We start from the raw sequence: 15,925 nt of genomic DNA on the forward strand, positions 1-15,925 counted from the left end.
CCCGCGCTGAGCGAAAGGCACGCATATGACCAGCACCGCATCCCCCTCCACCCACGCCGCGCGCCCGAGCATGCGCTGGCGCGTCGTCGACATCGTCATCGCGAGCGTGCTCGGCGTCGGCGGCGGGCTCGTCTTCACACTGTGGAACCTCGTCTACTCGCCGCTCACCGCGCCGATCGAGGCGGTGCTGCCGGGCCTGCAGGCGCTCGTCTACGCGGTCTGGCTGTTTCCGGCCGTGCTCGTCGGGCTTATTGTGCGCAAGCCCGGCGCAGCCCTCTATGGTGAGCTCGTCGCAGCCGCCGTCTCGGCGCTGCTCGGCGGGTTCTGGGGCTGGACGGCCCTGGCCTGGGGTCTCGTGCAGGGCCTCGGGGCCGAGCTCGTCTTCGCGATTCTGCTCTACCGCGCCTGGGGCCTCGTGCCCGCGATCCTCGCGGGAGTGGGCGCGGGAGCCGGCCTCACGATCATGGACCTCACGTTCTACTACGCCGCCGCACGACCCGAGTTCATGGTCGTGTATGCCGTGAGTGCCATGCTCTCGGGCGCCGTCATCGCGGGCCTCGGCAGCTGGCTCATCGTGCGGGGCCTTGCGCGCACGGGTGCGCTCTCGCGCTTCGCGGCCGGTCGCGAGATCGCGCAGCGTACGGAGGTCGACGAGGTCGCGGCTGGTGCGCCCGCGTCGGCCAGCCCGGCCCCCGAGGCGCAGGAGCGCACATCGACCTCGTGACGACCGCGGCCGCAGCGCTCGGGGCGCACGACTGGGGCTGGACCCCCGCGGGCCGCTCGACGCCCGTGCTCGACGGGGTCGACCTCAGCATCGCTCCGGGCGAGCGCGTGCTGCTGCTCGGCGCCTCGGGCAGCGGCAAGTCGACGCTGCTGCAGGCATGGGCGGGCGTGCTCGGCGGGTCAGACGAGGGCGATCAGCGCGGCAGTCTGACGGTCGACGACCGCCCGGTGGCTGAGACGCGCGGTCGCGTCGGGCTGCTGTTGCAGGATCCGGATGCTCAGCTCGTGCTCGCCCGTGCCCGAGACGACGTGGCCTTTGGCCCCGAGAACCTCGGGGTGCCGGCCGCGCAGATCGTCGAGCGCGTCGACTCGTCGCTGCGGGCCGTCGGGCTCGACCTGCCCGCCGACGCCGAGGGCGCCCGGCTCTCGGGCGGGCAGCGCCAGCGGCTCGCGCTCGCCGGAGTGCTCGCGCTCGAGCCCGCGGCCCTGCTGCTCGATGAGCCGACCGCGCAGCTCGACCCGGCCGGCGTCGAGCAGGTCGCCCAGGCGGTCGCCGACCTCGTGAGCGAGCGCGGCCTCACCCTCGTGGTCGTCGAGCACCGCGTGGACGTGTGGGCTGCCCTCGTCGATCGCGTGATCGTGCTCGATGGCGGCCGTGTGGTCGCCGACGGGCCCGTCGACGAGGTGCTGGCCGCGCAGGGTGCAGAGCTCGCGGCGCGCGGCGTGTGGGTTCCGGGGCGTGAGCCCGAGCATCCGCCCGCCGCCTCGTCACCGCTCGGCGAGGTGCTCGTGCAGACGGCGGGGCTCGACGTGCAGCCCGCGGGGGGCGAGTCGATCAGTCTCGGGCTCGACCTCGAGGTGCGCGCGGGCGAGGTCGTCGCGCTGACCGGACCCAACGGCAGCGGCAAGAGCACGCTGCTGCTCACTCTGGCAGGGCTGCTGCCGCCTGCCGCCGGCTCGATCGCGGCGCTTGAGGCGGGCGCGCCTGGCGACTGGAGCTCGTCCGACCTCGCCGCCCGCTTCGGCGTCGTGTTTCAGAACCCCGAGCACCAGTTCGTCGCGGGCACCGTGCGTGACGAACTCGCCGTCGGGCCGCGGGCGCTCGCTCGCGCCCGCGGTGACCGTGCTCGTGGGCTCTCCGCACCGCGTGCGGGGTCGCTCGACGACTCGCCCTTGCGCGCCGACGTTGCGGCGGGCCGGGCCGACGCGCTGCTCGACCGGCTCGGGCTGCGCCGGCTCGCGGGCGTGAGCCCCTTCTCACTCAGCGGCGGCGAGCAGCGCCGGCTCTCGGTCGCGACCGCGCTCGCCACCGCGCCGCCCGTGCTGCTGCTCGACGAGCCCACGTTCGGGCAAGACTCGCGCACCTGGGCCGAGCTCGCCACCCTGCTTGCCGAGCACCGCGACGCCGGGGGAGCCGTCGTCATGGCGACCCACGACCGCGCCCTCGTCGAGGCACTCGGCGCGCGCGAGGTCGCCCTGGCAGCACGTGCTCCTCAACCGGCGGTGTCGCAACCACCCGGTGAATCGCAGCCGGCACGGCGTGTCGCGGGCGACACGCCGCGCGAGCCGGGCGAACTCCGGGGCGAGGCGACAGCGGGCGAGGCGACAGCGGGCGGGGCGACAGGGGGCGAGGCGACTGCGGGCGGGGATGGCGCGGGCTCGTCGGGCGCGAGTGCGAGGCGCGGGCAGACCAGGCTCGGCGAGCGGCTCAACCCGGTCGCGTCGATCGCGGCCTCGCTCGTGCCGGCCCTGCTGCTCGTCTCGACGATCGACGTGGTGTCGGCTGCGGTCGCCCTCGGCCTGCAGCTGATGCTCATACCCTTCTTGGGCATCCCGGCCCGTCTGCTGCTGCGGCGCATCGCCCCCATTCTCATCGCGGCCCCGTTCGCCGCCCTCACGATCGTCTTCTACGGCCAGCCGAGCGGCACGGTCTACGCCGAGTTCTGGCTCGTGAGCATCAGCGACGGCTCGCTCGAGCTGGCCCTCGCCACCCTGCTGCGCATTCTGGCCATCGCGATTCCGGCCATCGCCCTGTTCTCGCGGCCCGATGCGACGCGGCTGGGGGATGCTCTCGGTCAGAACCTGCGCCTGCCCAGTCGCTTCGTGCTCGGGGGAGTCGCAGCCCTGCGACTGTTGACCGTGCTGCGCGACGACGCGCGGCTGCTCGAGCGGGCGCGTCGCGCGCGCGGCCTCGGCGATCGCGGCCGCGTGCGGCGTGCCGCGGGTCTGGTGTTCGCGCTACTCGTGCTGTCGATCCGCCGGGGGTCGGCGCTCGCGATCGGCATGGAGGCGCGCGGGTTCGGAGCCCCGGGGCCGCGCACGTGGATTCGGCCGTCGCCGTGGCGAGCATCCGACACCGCTGTCGTCGCGATCGCCGTTCTCGTGTCGGTCGCCGCGGTGACCACGGCGGTGCTCGTCGGAACGTTCAACCCCGTGATCGGAGTGGTCGGTGGGTAGAGAGCGCATCACCCTCATCGACGGGCGGTCGGGCTCGGGCAAGACGACCTACGCGACCGAGCTCGCGCGCTCGACCGGCGCGCAGCTGCTGAGTCTCGACGACGTGTATCCGGGGTGGGACGGCCTCGAGGCCGGCGAGGCCCACGTGCTGCGGCACGTCTTGCGTGCGCTCGCGACCGGGCAGCCCGCTCGCTGGCGGTCGTGGAACTGGGCGGATGCTCGCCCCGGCTCATGGCACGACCTCGACCCGATGTGCCCGCTCGTCGTCGAGGGCTGCGGCGCGATCAGCCCTGCAGCACGGGCCTTGGCCGATCACGCCGTCTACCTCGAGCTGCCCGACGACGAGCGCCGCCGTCGCGCGATCGCCCGCGATGGCGAGCAGTTCGCGCGCAACTGGCAGCGCTGGGCGCGGCAGGAGGAGTGGCACGCGCGCCTGCACGATCCGCGCGGCACCGCCGACGAGGTGATCGACGGCTGAGGTAGATCAGCCGAACCAGCGGCCGAACACCGTGGCGGGGTCGGCGAAGCGCCAGGCGACTCCCGGCTCGGTGATGGCGCTCGTCGACTCAAGGCGCGCCGTCTGCTGCTCGCCCCCGGCCGTGACGATGAGGCTGCCGGCGTCTGCGCCGCGGAAAATCGTTGAGCGTGAAGCCGTCTCGATGCGCACACCGAGGCCGTCGAGTTCGGTCGAACTGACCGAAATCGCTTCGGTCGCCACCAGGTCGGTCGACTGACCCCACGCGGAGCGCGCGACGCCGACGACGCCCCCGGCGGCCACGACCTCAACCTCGCGCACGGCCTCGCGCAGGCCAGCGACGAGCGCGCTGGCTGCCGATTCAGCGGCAGGGTAGCTCGGCTGGCCGAGCATCGCGATGATGATCGTCTCGTCGCCCATCGGCACGGCCAGCAGCACGCAGACGCCGGCCGCGTCGGTGTACGAACGCACGAGCCCGACGGTGCCGAGCTCGGGAAGAAACGCGGCCTGGTCGCTGAAACTCGAACCGGCCGAGGTTGTGCGCGGGCGGGTGTCGAGCAGGTCGGCGAGGGCGGGATTCGCGAGCGCGAGCTGCCCGAGCCGCGCCAGGTCGCTCGCGGTCGAGCGCGAGCCGGGGTCGAGACCCGTGCCGTCGGTCACCGTCGTGCTCGAGAGCCCCTGCTCGTCGAGCCACGCGGCGGCCGCCTCGAGATAGTCGTCGAGCCCGCCGAACACGGCGTCGATGAGCAGCTCCGCCGTGTTGTTGCCCGAGCCGAGCAGGGTCGCGGCGATGAGGTCTCGGCGGGTAAGGGTCTGCCCGAACTGCACCGGCACAGTGCGGGCGCCGGCGGCATCAAGTTCGCGATACCGGTCAACTGCAGCCTGATCGATCGTGATCGCTGGCCCCGTTCCACCCGGTGCGAGCGGCTCGGCGTCGAGCACCACGCTCACGAGAACGAGTTTGGCGGCGCCCGCGATCGCTCGCGGCTCGGTGCTGCCGCTCGCGACGATGGAGCCGCTCTCGGCGAGAGCGGCCGTCGAGCCCGCGTCGGGCAGCGTGAGCGATTCGCTCCAACTGCCGTCGACGGCCGAGCTCAGCGTCTGCTCGACGTGCAGCCGCGGCAACGGGCTGAGCATGGCGGCGGCTGCATAGGCGAGCACAGCGACGACGACCAGAGCGAGCATCCCGCTCACGATGCCGCGCACCCGACGCGCGCGACTCATGCCCACCCCAGGCGGTGCAGCTCGTCGTCGTCGATTCCGTAGAAGTGGGCGATCTCGTGCACGAGAGTCACGTGAATCTGGTCGCGCAGCTCGTCGAGGTCGGCGCTGATCGCGAGTAAGGGCTCGCGGTAGAGAATGATGCGGTCGGGCAGCTCGCCGAAGCCGTATTGCCCGCGATCGGTGAGCGCCGTGCCCTCGTAGAGCCCGAGCAGATCGAGTGAGCCGTCGTCGGGCCGAGCCTCGGTCACGAAGACGACGTTCTCGAGCCCCTCGACCATCTCGTCGGGCAGGGCGTCGAGCTCATCGACGACGAGTTCTTCGAACGCGGCCTCGTCGAGCTCGAGCGGCGATGCCGTCGCCTCGTCGGTCATGATGACTCTGACGTCGACGACTGCTCTGCGCGCTCGAGCACCTGCACGAGAGCGTCCTGCATCCAGGCCAGCAGGTCGTAGACATCGCGCAGGCCGGGCTCGGCGAAGGTGCCTTCGTCGCCGTCGACGACGATGCCCATGCGGTCGGCGATGACGAGGCGCAGATCGCCGAGGCCGCGCACCCAGTCGAGTGCGACCTCTGTCGAGAGGCGAACGGTGCGCGCTTCGTCGCTCTCGACGCCGGGGGCGAGCGCGCTCGAGAGCGAGTGCGCGAAGCCGATCTTACGGTCGACGAGACCCCGGCGGCTCAGCCGGCGCCACTCGTCGGCGAGCTCGGGGTCAGAGCGATAGGCGTCAGGCAACAGCCTCAGTACGGCCGAGTCGGTGTCGACGGGCGACTCGAGCGACTCGGCCAGCAAAGCCTGCAGCTGGTCGGCGAGCGAGACGAGAATGCTTGCCTCTGCCGGTTCGACCACGGCGATGCCGATGACGCTGTCGTCGTCATCGGGCTCTGCGGCGCTGATTTTCATCGTGGCGCCCTCTCGACGGTGGCCCACAGACCGTACTCGTGCATCGCCTCGGCGTGACGCTCCATGTGCTCGCGGTTGCCCTCGGCGAGAGTCGCGCGCCCCGCGGTGTGCACCTGCATCATGAGGTGCTCGGCGGTGCGAGCATCCACCCCGAAATGACGCCGGAACACCCAGGAGACGTAACTCATGAGATTGACCGGGTCGTTCCACACGACGATCTGCCACGGCACTTCGGCGGCGTGCACCGGCAGCTCGACGAGTTTCTCGTCGAGCTGAGGCGAAGCCGCGGCCGGGGGAGTCACACGGCCAGTCTGCCGGTCGACGCTGAATCGCCGCGCAGAACAGGCCGACCGGCACCAGATACAGCGTCGTGGGATAAATACGAATTGGGGTGAGTAACGGGGCTTGAACCCGCGACCTCCTGGACCACAACCAGGCGCTCTGCCAGCTGAGCTATACCCACCATGCAAGCCCTCTCGCGAGAGCCGACACGACAGTCTATTACAGCCGAGACTCCCACTTGGCAATGACCTCTGATGCGATCAGCTGCGCGTCGTCAGAACTCGGCCCGGGTTCGCCCGTGAACCCCGCGCGGCGGTAGTACTCGAGCTCGCGAATCGACTCGAGAATGTCGGCGAGAGCCCGGTGCCCGCCGTTTTTGGGCGGCGCATTGAAGTAGACGCGCGGAAACCAGCGCCGCACGAGCTCTTTGATGCTCGACACGTCAACCGAGCGGTAGTGCAGGTGCGCGTCGACAGTCGGCATGTACTTCGTGATGAACGCGCGGTCGGTGCCGATCGTGTTGCCAGCGAGGGGCGCCTGCCCGGCTGTCGGCACGTGCTCCGCGATGTAGGCGAGCACCTGCTGCTCAGCATCCTTGAGCGGCACTCCCTCGGCGAGCTCAGCCAGCAGTCCGCTCGACTCGTGCATGGCCGTCACGAACTCGCCCATGTTCGCCAAGCCAGCCTCGGTGGGCGCGATGACAATCTGGAAACCCGGATGCACGGGCTCGAGTTCGTAGTCGGTGATGACGACGGCGACCTCAATGAGGTCGTCGACCTCAACATCGAGACCGGTCATCTCGCAGTCGATCCAGACGAGACGATCGGTCGTTGAACTCACCGGTGCAGTCTATCCAGGCGCTCTGATCCCCTTTGTCGCGCGCTCAGGCGACCCGCGTAGCCTGGGGGTGTGCGCCTTGACCTCTACACCTCCGCCTTCTGCGACCCGTGTCATCGGGCGCGCGAGGTCGTCGCCGAAGCGCAACGGCTCGTGCCCGCCCTCGAGGTCACCGAGCGCGACGTCGCCGCGCATCAGGCCCGCGCCGCCGACTTGGGACTCACGAGCACTCCGACAACGATCATCTACAGCGCCGACGGTGCCGAGGTGCTGCGGGCGAGCGGAGTGCCCACTCTGCAGCGCCTGCTCACCGCCTTAGCGAGTACCGTCGACTGATCGCTCTCGTCAGCAGGTGCGCAGAGCCGCCACCCCGACCGTCACGATTCCCGTGCCGCCGAGTAGGCGCACTTCGTTGGCCCCGAGCGCGTCGATCGCCGACAGCACGGCGGCCGGCACGCACGTCGCGGGCACGGTGAAGAGCGGACCAGGCTCACGAGTGGCGAGCACACCTCCGGCAAGAGCATCCGGAAACGAGAACGCGTTCGTGAGATAGACGTACTCGCTCGACGAGAAGGCGAGCGCGTTGACGGCGACCGCCGTGGCGATACGATCGGCACCCGCCAGCCGTGTGGTCGGTGCCGTGTTGTTGAGCGCCGACACCACGAAGTTCGAGACGACACCTGGTCCGCCCGCCACGTAGATGGCGTTCACGCCCAGCGAGTTCAAGAAGACCATCGTGTCGATCGGAACGACTGGGGCGTCTCCGGGTACGAGCACCACGGGTGCTCCGAAAGCTCCAGCCGCGGCGCCTGCTGCGAGCGCGTCGGGAAACCCGCGGCCGTCGGCCACGAAGGCGGTGGTCGCCGAGGGGAAGCCCTCGAGAGTGATCAAGCGTGACGTGGCGTACCGATCGGCGCCGCCGACGCGCTTGATCGAGGGTGCCAAGCCACTGAGAGCGGTGTAGACCGATGCCGACACTGAACCGGTGCCGCCGACCACGATGATCTCGTCGGGGTTGAGCCTATTGATCTCTGCGATGACTTCGGTCGGCAGGCTTGTCGGGTTCGTGAGCAGCAGAGGTCCGCCGAGAGCTGCGGCCACCGGTCCGGCACTCAGAGCGTCGGGGAAGTTCGTTCCGGATGCGACAAGCACGACCGGCACGCTCGAGACGGGATCGGGGAATGCTGCCGTCGAGATCGCAATCGCCGTGGTGTACCGGCTCGAGCCGGCAATGCGGGCGACCTGTGGGGAGCCGAGCAGCTGGTCGTTGATCCACGTGGTGAAAGCCGAGACCTCGGTGTACACGCCTGGGTAGGGCGAGTCGGCGCAGTCGTATCCCCAGCTCGTGATGCCGGCGAGGTACCAGGTGCCGCCCGATTGCACGGCGAGCGGCCCGCCGCTGTCGCCCTGGCAGGTGTCGGTCGTAAAGCCGGGGCCGACGGCACAGAGCATCGTCGACGCAGTGAACTCTTCGGCGGCGTACGCGGTATCGCACGATGCGTCTGACACCGTGTTGACGGTGGCTTGCCTCAGCTGGGTCGGAAAGTCTGAACCGGTCGTCGAGGTGTTGCCCCAGCCGGTGACGCGCGCCGCGACGCCGTCACCGACCACTGACTGCTGCAGCGGGATCGCTTGCTGCACGCCCGGCGTCAGAGCGATCGGTTCGGCCAGACGCAGCACGGCGACGTCGGACTCATAGGTCGATTCATCGAACCCGGGGTGCACGGTGATCGACTGCACTGACACTCCGGTGCGTGCCGAGGTGCTGAGAGTCGCCCTGCCCGTCATGACCCGAATGTCAGACGGCGCGAGCACCGAGCCTTCAAAGACCACGCAGTGCGCGGCCGTCACGATTTCCCACGACGACACGATCGAGCCGCCGCAGTACTGCCCCAGGTAGTCATTCGACGCGTCCGAGAAGACGAGGCCGACCTGCCAAGGCGCTTGATCGATAGAGATGGCGGTGCCGCCGATGATCGACGGGTCGAAAACATCGTCGGTGCTGGCAGCGGTGGCGGCAGGCGCGACGGCGAGCGAGGCAACGACGGCCACGGTGGCGACGAACGTCACTGCAGGGCGCGACCAACGGCTCGGGCGAGGGGGTGCAACGGGCACAGTGGCACAACTTTCTGTCGAGAGGAATGTGCAGAAGCGCAAGAAGATGAGATCTGCTTGCTCACCGTAACCTCTGAGCACCCCTCACCGATAGGGGGAGGTCGAGACCCGTTCGGGGGGAGGCGCGGGGCGCTGCCGTTGCCCCCCTCCGATACCCTTGAGGCATCCCTCCGTAGCTCAGTGGATAGAGCAAGAGCCTTCTAATCTCTTGGTCGCAGGTTCGATTCCTGCCGGGGGGGCGTACTCTCCAGCCATGAGGCGGTTTCGACGCATCATGCTGATCGCTCTGGCAAGCGGCGTGCTCGCCTTCCTCATCGTGCCGTTCCTGATTCCGTTCGAGTCCAGTGGCACGCTCACCGCGACCGAGGCAGCGGGCGACGATGCGCGGTTTCTGGCCGCGAGTGGGCTCCAGGTGCACGTGGAGACCGCCAACTACACCGGGGGTGATGCTCAACCCCCGCTCATCGTCCTGATGCACGGTTTCGGTGCGAGCACCTTCTCGTGGCGTGAAGTGATCGAGCCGCTGGCCGAGGCGGGTGACGTCATCGCCTACGACCGCCCCGCTTTCGGATTCACCGAGAGGCCGACCGAGTGGTCAGGGGAGAACCCCTACGGCACGCCCGGCAACCTGGCGCTGCTGGACGCCCTGCTCACCGACCTCGCCCCCGATCGCGACGTCATACTGGTGGGCCACTCTGCCGGGGGTCTCCTCGCCGCTGAGTATGCGCGACTCAACCCCGAGATCATCGATCAGCTCGTGCTCGTCGCTCCCGCCGTCTATTCGACCGGCGGGGTGCCCGCCTGGCTCGCCCCTATGCTCGGCCTGCCGCAGATCGAGCGACTGGGCCCGATGCTGGTGCAGGGCATCGCGACATCAGGTGAGCAACTGCTCGTGCAGAGCTTCGTCGACCAGTCGCTGCTGACCGACGAGGTGCGACAGGGCTATCGCGCACCGCTGACGGTCATCGGTTGGGAGCAAGCTTTCTGGCGCTTCACGACAGCGCCGCGCGACAACGACCTTCTCGCTCAGGTGGCGTCGATCTCGCAGCCGACCCTGCTCATCACGGGCGATGCTGACACAGTCGTGCCGACCGACGATACCGAGCGCCTCGCGACCGAGTTGGGGGGTGCGATCAACCGGCCAGAGCTCGTCGTCATCGACGAAGCGGGTCACCTTCCGCACGAAGAAAGGCCCGAGCAGTTCGTCGCGGCTCTGCTCGACTGGCTCGAGCGAACCGGTCGCTGAGCACGTCCGACGCTACCCTCGCACCATGACCACCCACGAGCAGCGCTTTGATCGGGTGTGCGAGAAGCTCAGCCGCGACCAGCGGGTGAGCGAGCTGCAGCTGCGAGTCGGCGATCGCGCGGGCACGATCGACTACAGCTGGGCGGCGCCCGGTTCACGGGCGACGCACGCGATCGCGAGCAGCACCAAGACCTTCGCCGCCGTGCTCGTGCTGCGCAAGGTCGCCGCAGGCGACCTGACGCTCGAGCAGCCGCTCGTGAGCATCCTGCCCCGCGATGATCTGGTCGGGCTCAACCGCTTCGGCGACGTCGATCACGCCGATGAGATCACCGTGCGCGACGTGCTCGCGCACACCTCGGGCATTCCGAACTACTACGCGACGAAGGCGCTCGAGCCGCAGAGCGATATCGCGGCGCTGACGGAGACCGACCCCGGGTGGAGCTACGCCGACACCCTCGAGGTCGCTCGCGGCATGACCGCCGCCTTCGCCCCGCACTCGGGCCGCGCCGAGTACAGCTTCACGAACTATCAGCTCGTCGGGCGCCTCATCGAGACCCTGTACGGATGCTCGCTCGCCGACGCCCTCGAGCGCGAGCTGTTCGTGCCGCTCGGGCTGCGTGACACGGCGCTGATGACGCGCGAATCGACCGAGTACTTCGACGCCGCATCGCCGCTGCTCTACGGCACGCAGTCATACCGCGGCGCTCGCCGCTTGGGCTCATTGGGCGCGGAGGGCGCTCTCGTCTCCAGCACGGCTGACACGATGCGATTCTTGCGAGCGGTCTTCGAGGGTGAGGCGCTCGATCCGGCCACGCTCGATCGTGCGCTGAGCGACCGCCTGCCGCTGTTTCCGCGGGTGACCTATGGCGTCGGCATCATGGCGCTGAGCCTGCCGCGTCTGCTGACCCGGCTGCCGAAGCCCGGGCTGCTCTACGGCCACGCCGGCATGACCGGGCACGTGATGTTCGCCGACCCGGTGAGCGGGCTCTACGCCGTCTGCACGATCAATCAGCTCGCCGAGCCGCGGCTGTCGTTCCGGCTGCTGCTCGGGGCACTGCGCGCCTCGCGCGGTCGATAGACCGACCCGCCGTCAGCGCGGCGCGTCGGGCACAGCGAACCGCCGGGCGAATTCGGTGGTGAGCAGATGCCGCTGCACTTTGCCCATGCGGTTGCGCGGCACTTCGGCGACGCGGCCGAAGACGGTCGGAAACCTACCGGGAAGCACCTTTCGCAAGTGCGCATCGAGGGCGCGCAGGTCGCAGTGCGGCTCAGCAACCACCGCGAGACCGATCTCGACGATGCCCGGTCGTCGCTCGATCGGGTAGGCGGCCGCATCGCGCACGCCGACGAACTCGCGGGCGATCTCGTCGATGCGCTCAGGGTCGACCTTGGTGCCGCCGAGGTTGAGCACCTCGCTCTTTCGACCGCCGAGCTCGAGCTGGCCGTCGCGCAGCGTGCCGGTGTCGCCCGGGTAGAACCAGCCCCCGTGCACGTCGCCCTCGACGAGCTCACCGTGCTCGAGATACCCCGCCGCGAGTCCGCGTCCGCGATAGCGCACGAACCCGTCGACGCCGGCCGCGACCGGCTTGTCGGCGTCGTCGACGATCTGTAGCTCGACCCCCGGCAGCGGCGCGCCGACTGCGGCCGCGTCGTCACCGCTCGCGAGCATCCGCATCGCCGCGCCACCGCCCTCCGTGGACCCGTAGACGCCGCGCACCGGCACGCCCAGTTGCTGCTCGATCGCCCGCAGCAGCGAGTCGCTCGCGGCCGCACCCGCCACACGCACTTCGTCGAGCGTGGGCAGGGCGATGTCGTGCTCGGCGAGCACGCGCAGCGCCGTGCCAAGGTGGACGGGCGACCCGCACAGCACGCGCACTCCGTGCTCGGCCGCGAGTCGCAGCGACGCCGCGTTGATGTGATCGACCGCCAGGTAGGGCACACCGTGCTGAAGGGCCGCGAGCGCAGAGTGGAAGCCGCCTGTCGTCGAGAGCGACATCAGCTCGAGCTCGCGCCGTTCGTCACTCCAGTAGTGGTGCAGGTGCGCGAGGCGATGCTCTACCGCCTGCACCGTGAGCGCGGCAGCGCGCGGTGCTCCGGTAGTGCCACTCGTGAGAATGAGGCGGCAGATCGAGTCGGGCCGGGCATACGCGAACATCGGGGCCTCGGATGCTCGCTCAAGGCCGCCCGCCACCCAGAACTCGTCGACCTCGACCACGAGGCTGCTCGGCACGAGTCGGGCTCCTGGCCGCGTCACGAGCACGTCGACCGCGGTGCTCGGTGCGGTGGTCATGCCGTTGAGCGACAGTCCGCGTGACGCCAGCCGCAGCAGAGCAAGGCCCACGAGCCAGTCGAGAGCGGCGGGAAGGTCAGTCGCGACCACGTTGCGCGGTCGAACTCCTGCTTCGTGAAGTCGCGCGGCGATGCCCGCGACCGCCGCGTCGAGCTCGGCGAAGGTCCAGGCGCGGTCGATGCTCACGAGCGCGAGCTCGCCGGGCCTTTCGGCGGCGTGCCGCGCGGGCAGCGAGACGATCGACGTGACCACAGGTTCCTCCTCGAAAGTCCTTCATGCAGAAGCATCCTCACTGTAGGCTCTGTCTCGACCTCGCGTCGCGCTATGCGCGTCCGCGCGTGCACGACATCCCACCCCGAGGAGTCTCCCGATGGCCGCCATTGACGCTGAGCAGTTGACCGGTAGTGCGTTCCGAGTCCGCCGCATGCGGCGCGCCGGTTCGTTCGTCGCCCTGGGCGGCCTGCTCGCGAGCGGCGGCGCTCTCGCCGCCGCACCCGTCTATGCGGCCGAGCCCTCTGACTGCGTCGACGACGGCACGGCGAACGACAATACGCTCACGGCGCCCGCCGACGACAACGCCGACATTCAGGCACTTCTCGACGATGGCGCGCCGCTCATCTGCCTCAACGGCACGTTCGACATCTCGTCGACGCTCTTGGTCGACCAAGAGGTCACGTTCGCCTCGTTCACCGGTGCCGTTCTCGACGGCGGTGGCGTCACGCAGATCGTCAACTCCGATTCCAGCGAGAACGTGATCTTCGAGGGAATGACGCTCCAGAACGGTTCTGCCTTCGATGGCGGTGCCGTGAGCGCCTACGCCGTGGTCGCGATCAATTCGGTGTTCCGCGACAACGTGGCCGACATCGGCGGCGCGGTCTCTGCCTACGGCCTGGCGACGATCGACTCATGGTTCGTCGGCAATGAAGCAGAGACCGACTTCGGTGGTGCCGTCTTGGCCGAGGTCGTTTTCGGCGAAGGCAGCACCTTCGACAGTAATATCTCCGCCGGCTCTGGCGGAGCGATCTTGGCGTACGAGGTCGTTCAGCTCGAGACGTCGACCTTCCTCGACAACGAGGCCGATGATCTGGGCGGCGCGATTCAGGCCTACGACTACGTCGACATCACGAACTCGACCTTCGTCGGCAACACCGCGGGTGTGATCGGCGGTGCGATCGAGGCGCCCGAAGGCCGAGTGACCTTCAGCACCTTCGTGAACAACGAGGCCTTCGGAGACGAGGGCCCCGGCGAGGAAACCGGAGACTCGATCGCGAGTGAGTTCGGTATGGAGGTTCGCGGCAACATCTTCGCTTCGACGACTTCTACCAATCACCTCTACACCGGCGATGCCTTCGTCGACCTCGCGGGCAACCTGTTCACGACTACAGAAGCGCAAGAGATCGACAACCTGCCCGACCCCGATGAGAGCACCCTCTTCGGCCTGACGATGGCGCAGATCTTCGGCTCGAGCACCCCGAGCGCGGCCGACAACGGCGGGCCGAGCGAGACGGTCGCACTCGTCTCGGGCAGCCCGGCCATCGATGCCGTTCCGCCGCTCGAGCCGAGCCCCTCACCCTCCGTGACGTTCTTGAGCGAGCCGACCGACAGCGACCCCGCGGACGATCGCTGGAGCGACATCGACACCTCGTCGGCCGAGATTCCCGTGCTCGAGCCGGCCGACCTTGAGGTCGAGACCGATCAGCGCGGCGAAGAGCGGCAGGGCCGCTCTGATGCGGGAGCGTTCGAATTCGGCGAGGCCGAGGTTGGCAGTGAACTCGCCGCCACTGGTGCCGACACTGCCGCGTCAAGCCTGCTCGGCGGCCTCGCAGCGCTGATGCTGGGCATCGGTGCTTCCTTCGCCATCGGAACGCGGCGACTCTCGCGCACCGACGGCTGAGGTCGTACGCCCCCGAACGACCCCGCGATAGACTCGCACGCACAACCATCCTCACAAAGGAGTGCGGCGTGAGCCACAAGCGAGCCGTGTCACTGAGCGAGCTGCTCGACCAGCCGATTCAGGGCATCCAGACCCTCAAAGAGACCTTCGGCGACTGGGACGTCCACCCCAGCCAGCACGTCGATGTCGACCATGTTCAGGCGGTGCTTGGTGAGCTCGTCGAGCGCCTCGACGTCGACTTTCCGTACTTTCACCCGCAGTACGCGGGCCAGATGCTCAAGCCGCCGCATCCCGTGGCCGTCGCGGCGTACGTCGCGACGATGCAGCTCAACCCCAACAACCACTCGATCGACGCGAGCCGTGCGACCACGGCCATGGAGCACGAGGTTCTCGACCAGCTCGCCGCCATGTTCGGCTACGGCGATGACTATATGGGTCACCTCACGTGGAGCGGCACCACGGCGAACCTCGAGGCCCTGTGGGTCAGTCGCGAGATCGCGCCCGGCAAGGCGATCGCCCATTCGACGGATGCCCACTACACGCACTCGCGCATGGGCGAGGTGCTCGGCATCGACACGGTGGGAATCGCGACGGAGGCCGACGGGCGCATGAGTCTCGACGCTCTCGAGCGCGAGCTCGCCACCGGCCGCATCGGCGTCGTCGTCGCGACCCTCGGCACGACGGGGCTCGGCGCCGTCGACCCGCTCGCGGAGATCATCCCGCTCGCTCGCGAGCACGGCGCGCGCGTGCACGTCGACACCGCGTACGGAGGTTTCTTCTCGATCATCGCCGACGAGCTCGACACTGAGACCGCCCGCCACTTCCGCGCTATCGCTCAGGCAGACTCGGTCGTGGTCGACCCGCACAAGCACGGGTTGCAGCCCTACGGCTGCGGGGCGGTGCTGTTCAACGACCAGTCGATTCTGCGGTACTACCACCACGAGTCGCCCTACACCTACTTCGCGAGCACCGAGCGGCACTTCGGCGAGATACAGCTCGAGTGCTCACGCGCGGGCGCGAGCGCGGCGGCGCTGTGGGCCACGCTCAAGGTCTTTCCGCTCACGATGCAGGGGCTCGGGGCCATCGTGCTGCCCGGCTACCGGGCCGCCCAGACCTGGCACGGGCTCATCGCCGAGAGCGACATCTTGCAGCCCTACCAGCGGCCCGAGCTCGACATCATCACGTACCTGCCGCGCGTGCGCACCATGGCTGAGCTCGACAGGGTGAGCCATGCGATCTTCGAGATGGCCGCCGACACGACGCGCCCGCAGCAAACACACTTGGCGACCTACGTCGTCACACCTGCCCAGCTACAGGCCCGCGGCATCGAGCTCGAGCAGGATGCCGAGCGCGCGCGCATCATGCGCAGCGTGCTCATGAAGCCCGAGCACGAGCCGCTGATTCCTGAGATGCACCACCACGTGTCAATGTGGTCGCGCCGGGCGTACGAGGCGACGCACTGAGCGCGATGCTCGCTGAGC

The 15,925-nt window shown here is 69.2% G+C and carries 15 protein-coding genes and 2 tRNA genes; 9 read left to right on the forward strand and 8 right to left on the reverse strand.

The window, feature by feature from the left end; genetic code table 11:
* Positions 1–25: 25 nt before the first annotated feature.
* Genes KL788_RS13680 through KL788_RS13690 form a run of 3 tightly spaced genes read left to right on the forward strand, consistent with a single transcriptional unit; the run spans position 26 to position 3,658 of the window.
* Positions 26–724 carry an ECF transporter S component gene (locus tag KL788_RS13680; RefSeq protein WP_293172898.1) on the forward strand — a complete coding sequence of 233 codons (699 nt, stop codon included), beginning with the start codon at positions 26–28 and terminating at the stop codon, positions 722–724.
* Entirely contained in the window at positions 721–3,180 is a 2,460-nt protein-coding gene (locus KL788_RS13685) for an ATP-binding cassette domain-containing protein (protein ID WP_293172901.1), read from the forward strand. Before KL788_RS13680 ends, KL788_RS13685 begins: the two co-directional genes overlap by 4 nt.
* Positions 3,173–3,658, forward strand: a complete 486-nt coding sequence (locus tag KL788_RS13690) for an ATP-binding protein (RefSeq protein WP_293172905.1) — start codon at positions 3,173–3,175, stop codon at positions 3,656–3,658. The genes KL788_RS13685 and KL788_RS13690 overlap by 8 nt, the downstream gene beginning before the upstream one ends.
* Before the next feature lie 6 nt (positions 3,659–3,664).
* Here the strand turns inward: KL788_RS13690 and KL788_RS13695 are convergent, their stop codons facing one another.
* From KL788_RS13695 to orn, 6 genes are all read right to left on the reverse strand, one after another.
* On the reverse strand, positions 3,665–4,879 hold the full coding sequence (locus KL788_RS13695) for a hypothetical protein (protein ID WP_293172908.1): 1,215 nt from the start codon (positions 4,877–4,879) through the stop codon (positions 3,665–3,667).
* The gene (locus KL788_RS13700; RefSeq protein ID WP_293172911.1) at positions 4,876–5,250 is read right to left on the reverse strand and encodes a metallopeptidase family protein; all 375 of its coding nucleotides are present in this window, start codon (positions 5,248–5,250) and stop codon (positions 4,876–4,878) included. Before KL788_RS13700 ends, KL788_RS13695 begins: the two co-directional genes overlap by 4 nt.
* Positions 5,247–5,780 carry a DUF2017 family protein gene (locus KL788_RS13705; RefSeq protein WP_293172914.1) on the reverse strand — a complete coding sequence of 178 codons (534 nt, stop codon included), beginning with the start codon at positions 5,778–5,780 and terminating at the stop codon, positions 5,247–5,249. The genes KL788_RS13700 and KL788_RS13705 overlap by 4 nt, the downstream gene beginning before the upstream one ends.
* Positions 5,777–6,082 (reverse strand): ATP-dependent Clp protease adapter ClpS, encoded by a 306-nt coding sequence (gene clpS / locus KL788_RS13710; protein WP_293172917.1) that lies wholly within the window; start codon positions 6,080–6,082, stop codon positions 5,777–5,779. The genes KL788_RS13705 and clpS overlap by 4 nt, the downstream gene beginning before the upstream one ends.
* Positions 6,083–6,167: 85 nt before the next feature.
* A tRNA-His gene (locus tag KL788_RS13715) sits at positions 6,168–6,243 on the reverse strand.
* Positions 6,244–6,281: 38 nt separating this feature from the next.
* Positions 6,282–6,902, reverse strand: a complete 621-nt coding sequence (orn, locus tag KL788_RS13720; protein ID WP_293172919.1) for an oligoribonuclease — start codon at positions 6,900–6,902, stop codon at positions 6,282–6,284.
* 69 nt (positions 6,903–6,971) lie between these two features.
* On the opposite strand from orn, the gene KL788_RS13725 reads away from it, so the two are divergent.
* Positions 6,972–7,235, forward strand: a complete 264-nt coding sequence (locus tag KL788_RS13725; RefSeq protein WP_293172922.1) for a glutaredoxin family protein — start codon at positions 6,972–6,974, stop codon at positions 7,233–7,235.
* Between the two features lie 9 nt (positions 7,236–7,244).
* On the opposite strand, the gene KL788_RS13730 is transcribed toward KL788_RS13725, so the two are convergent.
* A complete protein-coding gene (locus KL788_RS13730; protein WP_293172925.1) occupies positions 7,245–8,969 on the reverse strand; it encodes a trypsin-like serine protease in 1,725 nt (574 codons plus the stop codon).
* A 211-nt stretch (positions 8,970–9,180) separates the two neighbouring features.
* Here KL788_RS13730 and KL788_RS13735 point away from each other — a divergent pair.
* The 3 genes from KL788_RS13735 to KL788_RS13745 all read left to right on the forward strand — a co-directional run bounded on the left by KL788_RS13735 (position 9,181) and on the right by KL788_RS13745 (position 11,338).
* Positions 9,181–9,253 (forward strand) — tRNA-Arg (locus KL788_RS13735).
* A 14-nt stretch (positions 9,254–9,267) separates the two neighbouring features.
* Positions 9,268–10,260: an alpha/beta fold hydrolase gene (locus KL788_RS13740; RefSeq protein WP_293172928.1), complete on the forward strand. Its 993-nt coding sequence runs from the start codon at positions 9,268–9,270 to the stop codon at positions 10,258–10,260.
* Between the two features lie 25 nt (positions 10,261–10,285).
* Positions 10,286–11,338, forward strand: coding sequence for a serine hydrolase domain-containing protein (locus KL788_RS13745; RefSeq protein WP_293172931.1), 1,053 nt, complete (start codon positions 10,286–10,288; stop codon positions 11,336–11,338).
* A gap of 12 nt (positions 11,339–11,350) precedes the next feature.
* Here the strand turns inward: KL788_RS13745 and KL788_RS13750 are convergent, their stop codons facing one another.
* Positions 11,351–12,802: a class I adenylate-forming enzyme family protein gene (locus KL788_RS13750; RefSeq protein ID WP_293172934.1), complete on the reverse strand. Its 1,452-nt coding sequence runs from the start codon at positions 12,800–12,802 to the stop codon at positions 11,351–11,353.
* A gap of 118 nt (positions 12,803–12,920) precedes the next feature.
* On the opposite strand from KL788_RS13750, the gene KL788_RS13755 reads away from it, so the two are divergent.
* Positions 12,921–14,444: a choice-of-anchor Q domain-containing protein gene (locus tag KL788_RS13755; protein WP_293172937.1), complete on the forward strand. Its 1,524-nt coding sequence runs from the start codon at positions 12,921–12,923 to the stop codon at positions 14,442–14,444.
* Between the two features lie 68 nt (positions 14,445–14,512).
* A complete protein-coding gene (locus KL788_RS13760; RefSeq protein WP_293172940.1) occupies positions 14,513–15,907 on the forward strand; it encodes a pyridoxal phosphate-dependent decarboxylase family protein in 1,395 nt (464 codons plus the stop codon).
* The last annotated feature ends 18 nt before the right edge of the window (positions 15,908–15,925 follow it).

The sequence above is a fragment of the Microcella sp. genome, from assembly GCF_019739195.1.
Classification (GTDB): domain Bacteria; phylum Actinomycetota; class Actinomycetes; order Actinomycetales; family Microbacteriaceae; genus Microcella.

Coding starts and splice junctions, on each gene's coding strand:
- KL788_RS13755 (WP_293172937.1), top strand. CDS start 12,921: ATGGCCGCCATTGACGCTGAGCAGTTGACCGGTAGTGCGTTCCGAGTC.
- KL788_RS13745 (WP_293172931.1), top strand. CDS start 10,286: ATGACCACCCACGAGCAGCGCTTTGATCGGGTGTGCGAGAAGCTCAGC.
- KL788_RS13705 (WP_293172914.1), bottom strand. CDS start 5,780: ATGAAAATCAGCGCCGCAGAGCCCGATGACGACGACAGCGTCATCGGC.
- KL788_RS13740 (WP_293172928.1), top strand. CDS start 9,268: ATGAGGCGGTTTCGACGCATCATGCTGATCGCTCTGGCAAGCGGCGTG.
- KL788_RS13680 (WP_293172898.1), top strand. CDS start 26: ATGACCAGCACCGCATCCCCCTCCACCCACGCCGCGCGCCCGAGCATG.
- KL788_RS13695 (WP_293172908.1), bottom strand. CDS start 4,879: ATGAGTCGCGCGCGTCGGGTGCGCGGCATCGTGAGCGGGATGCTCGCT.
- KL788_RS13700 (WP_293172911.1), bottom strand. CDS start 5,250: ATGACCGACGAGGCGACGGCATCGCCGCTCGAGCTCGACGAGGCCGCG.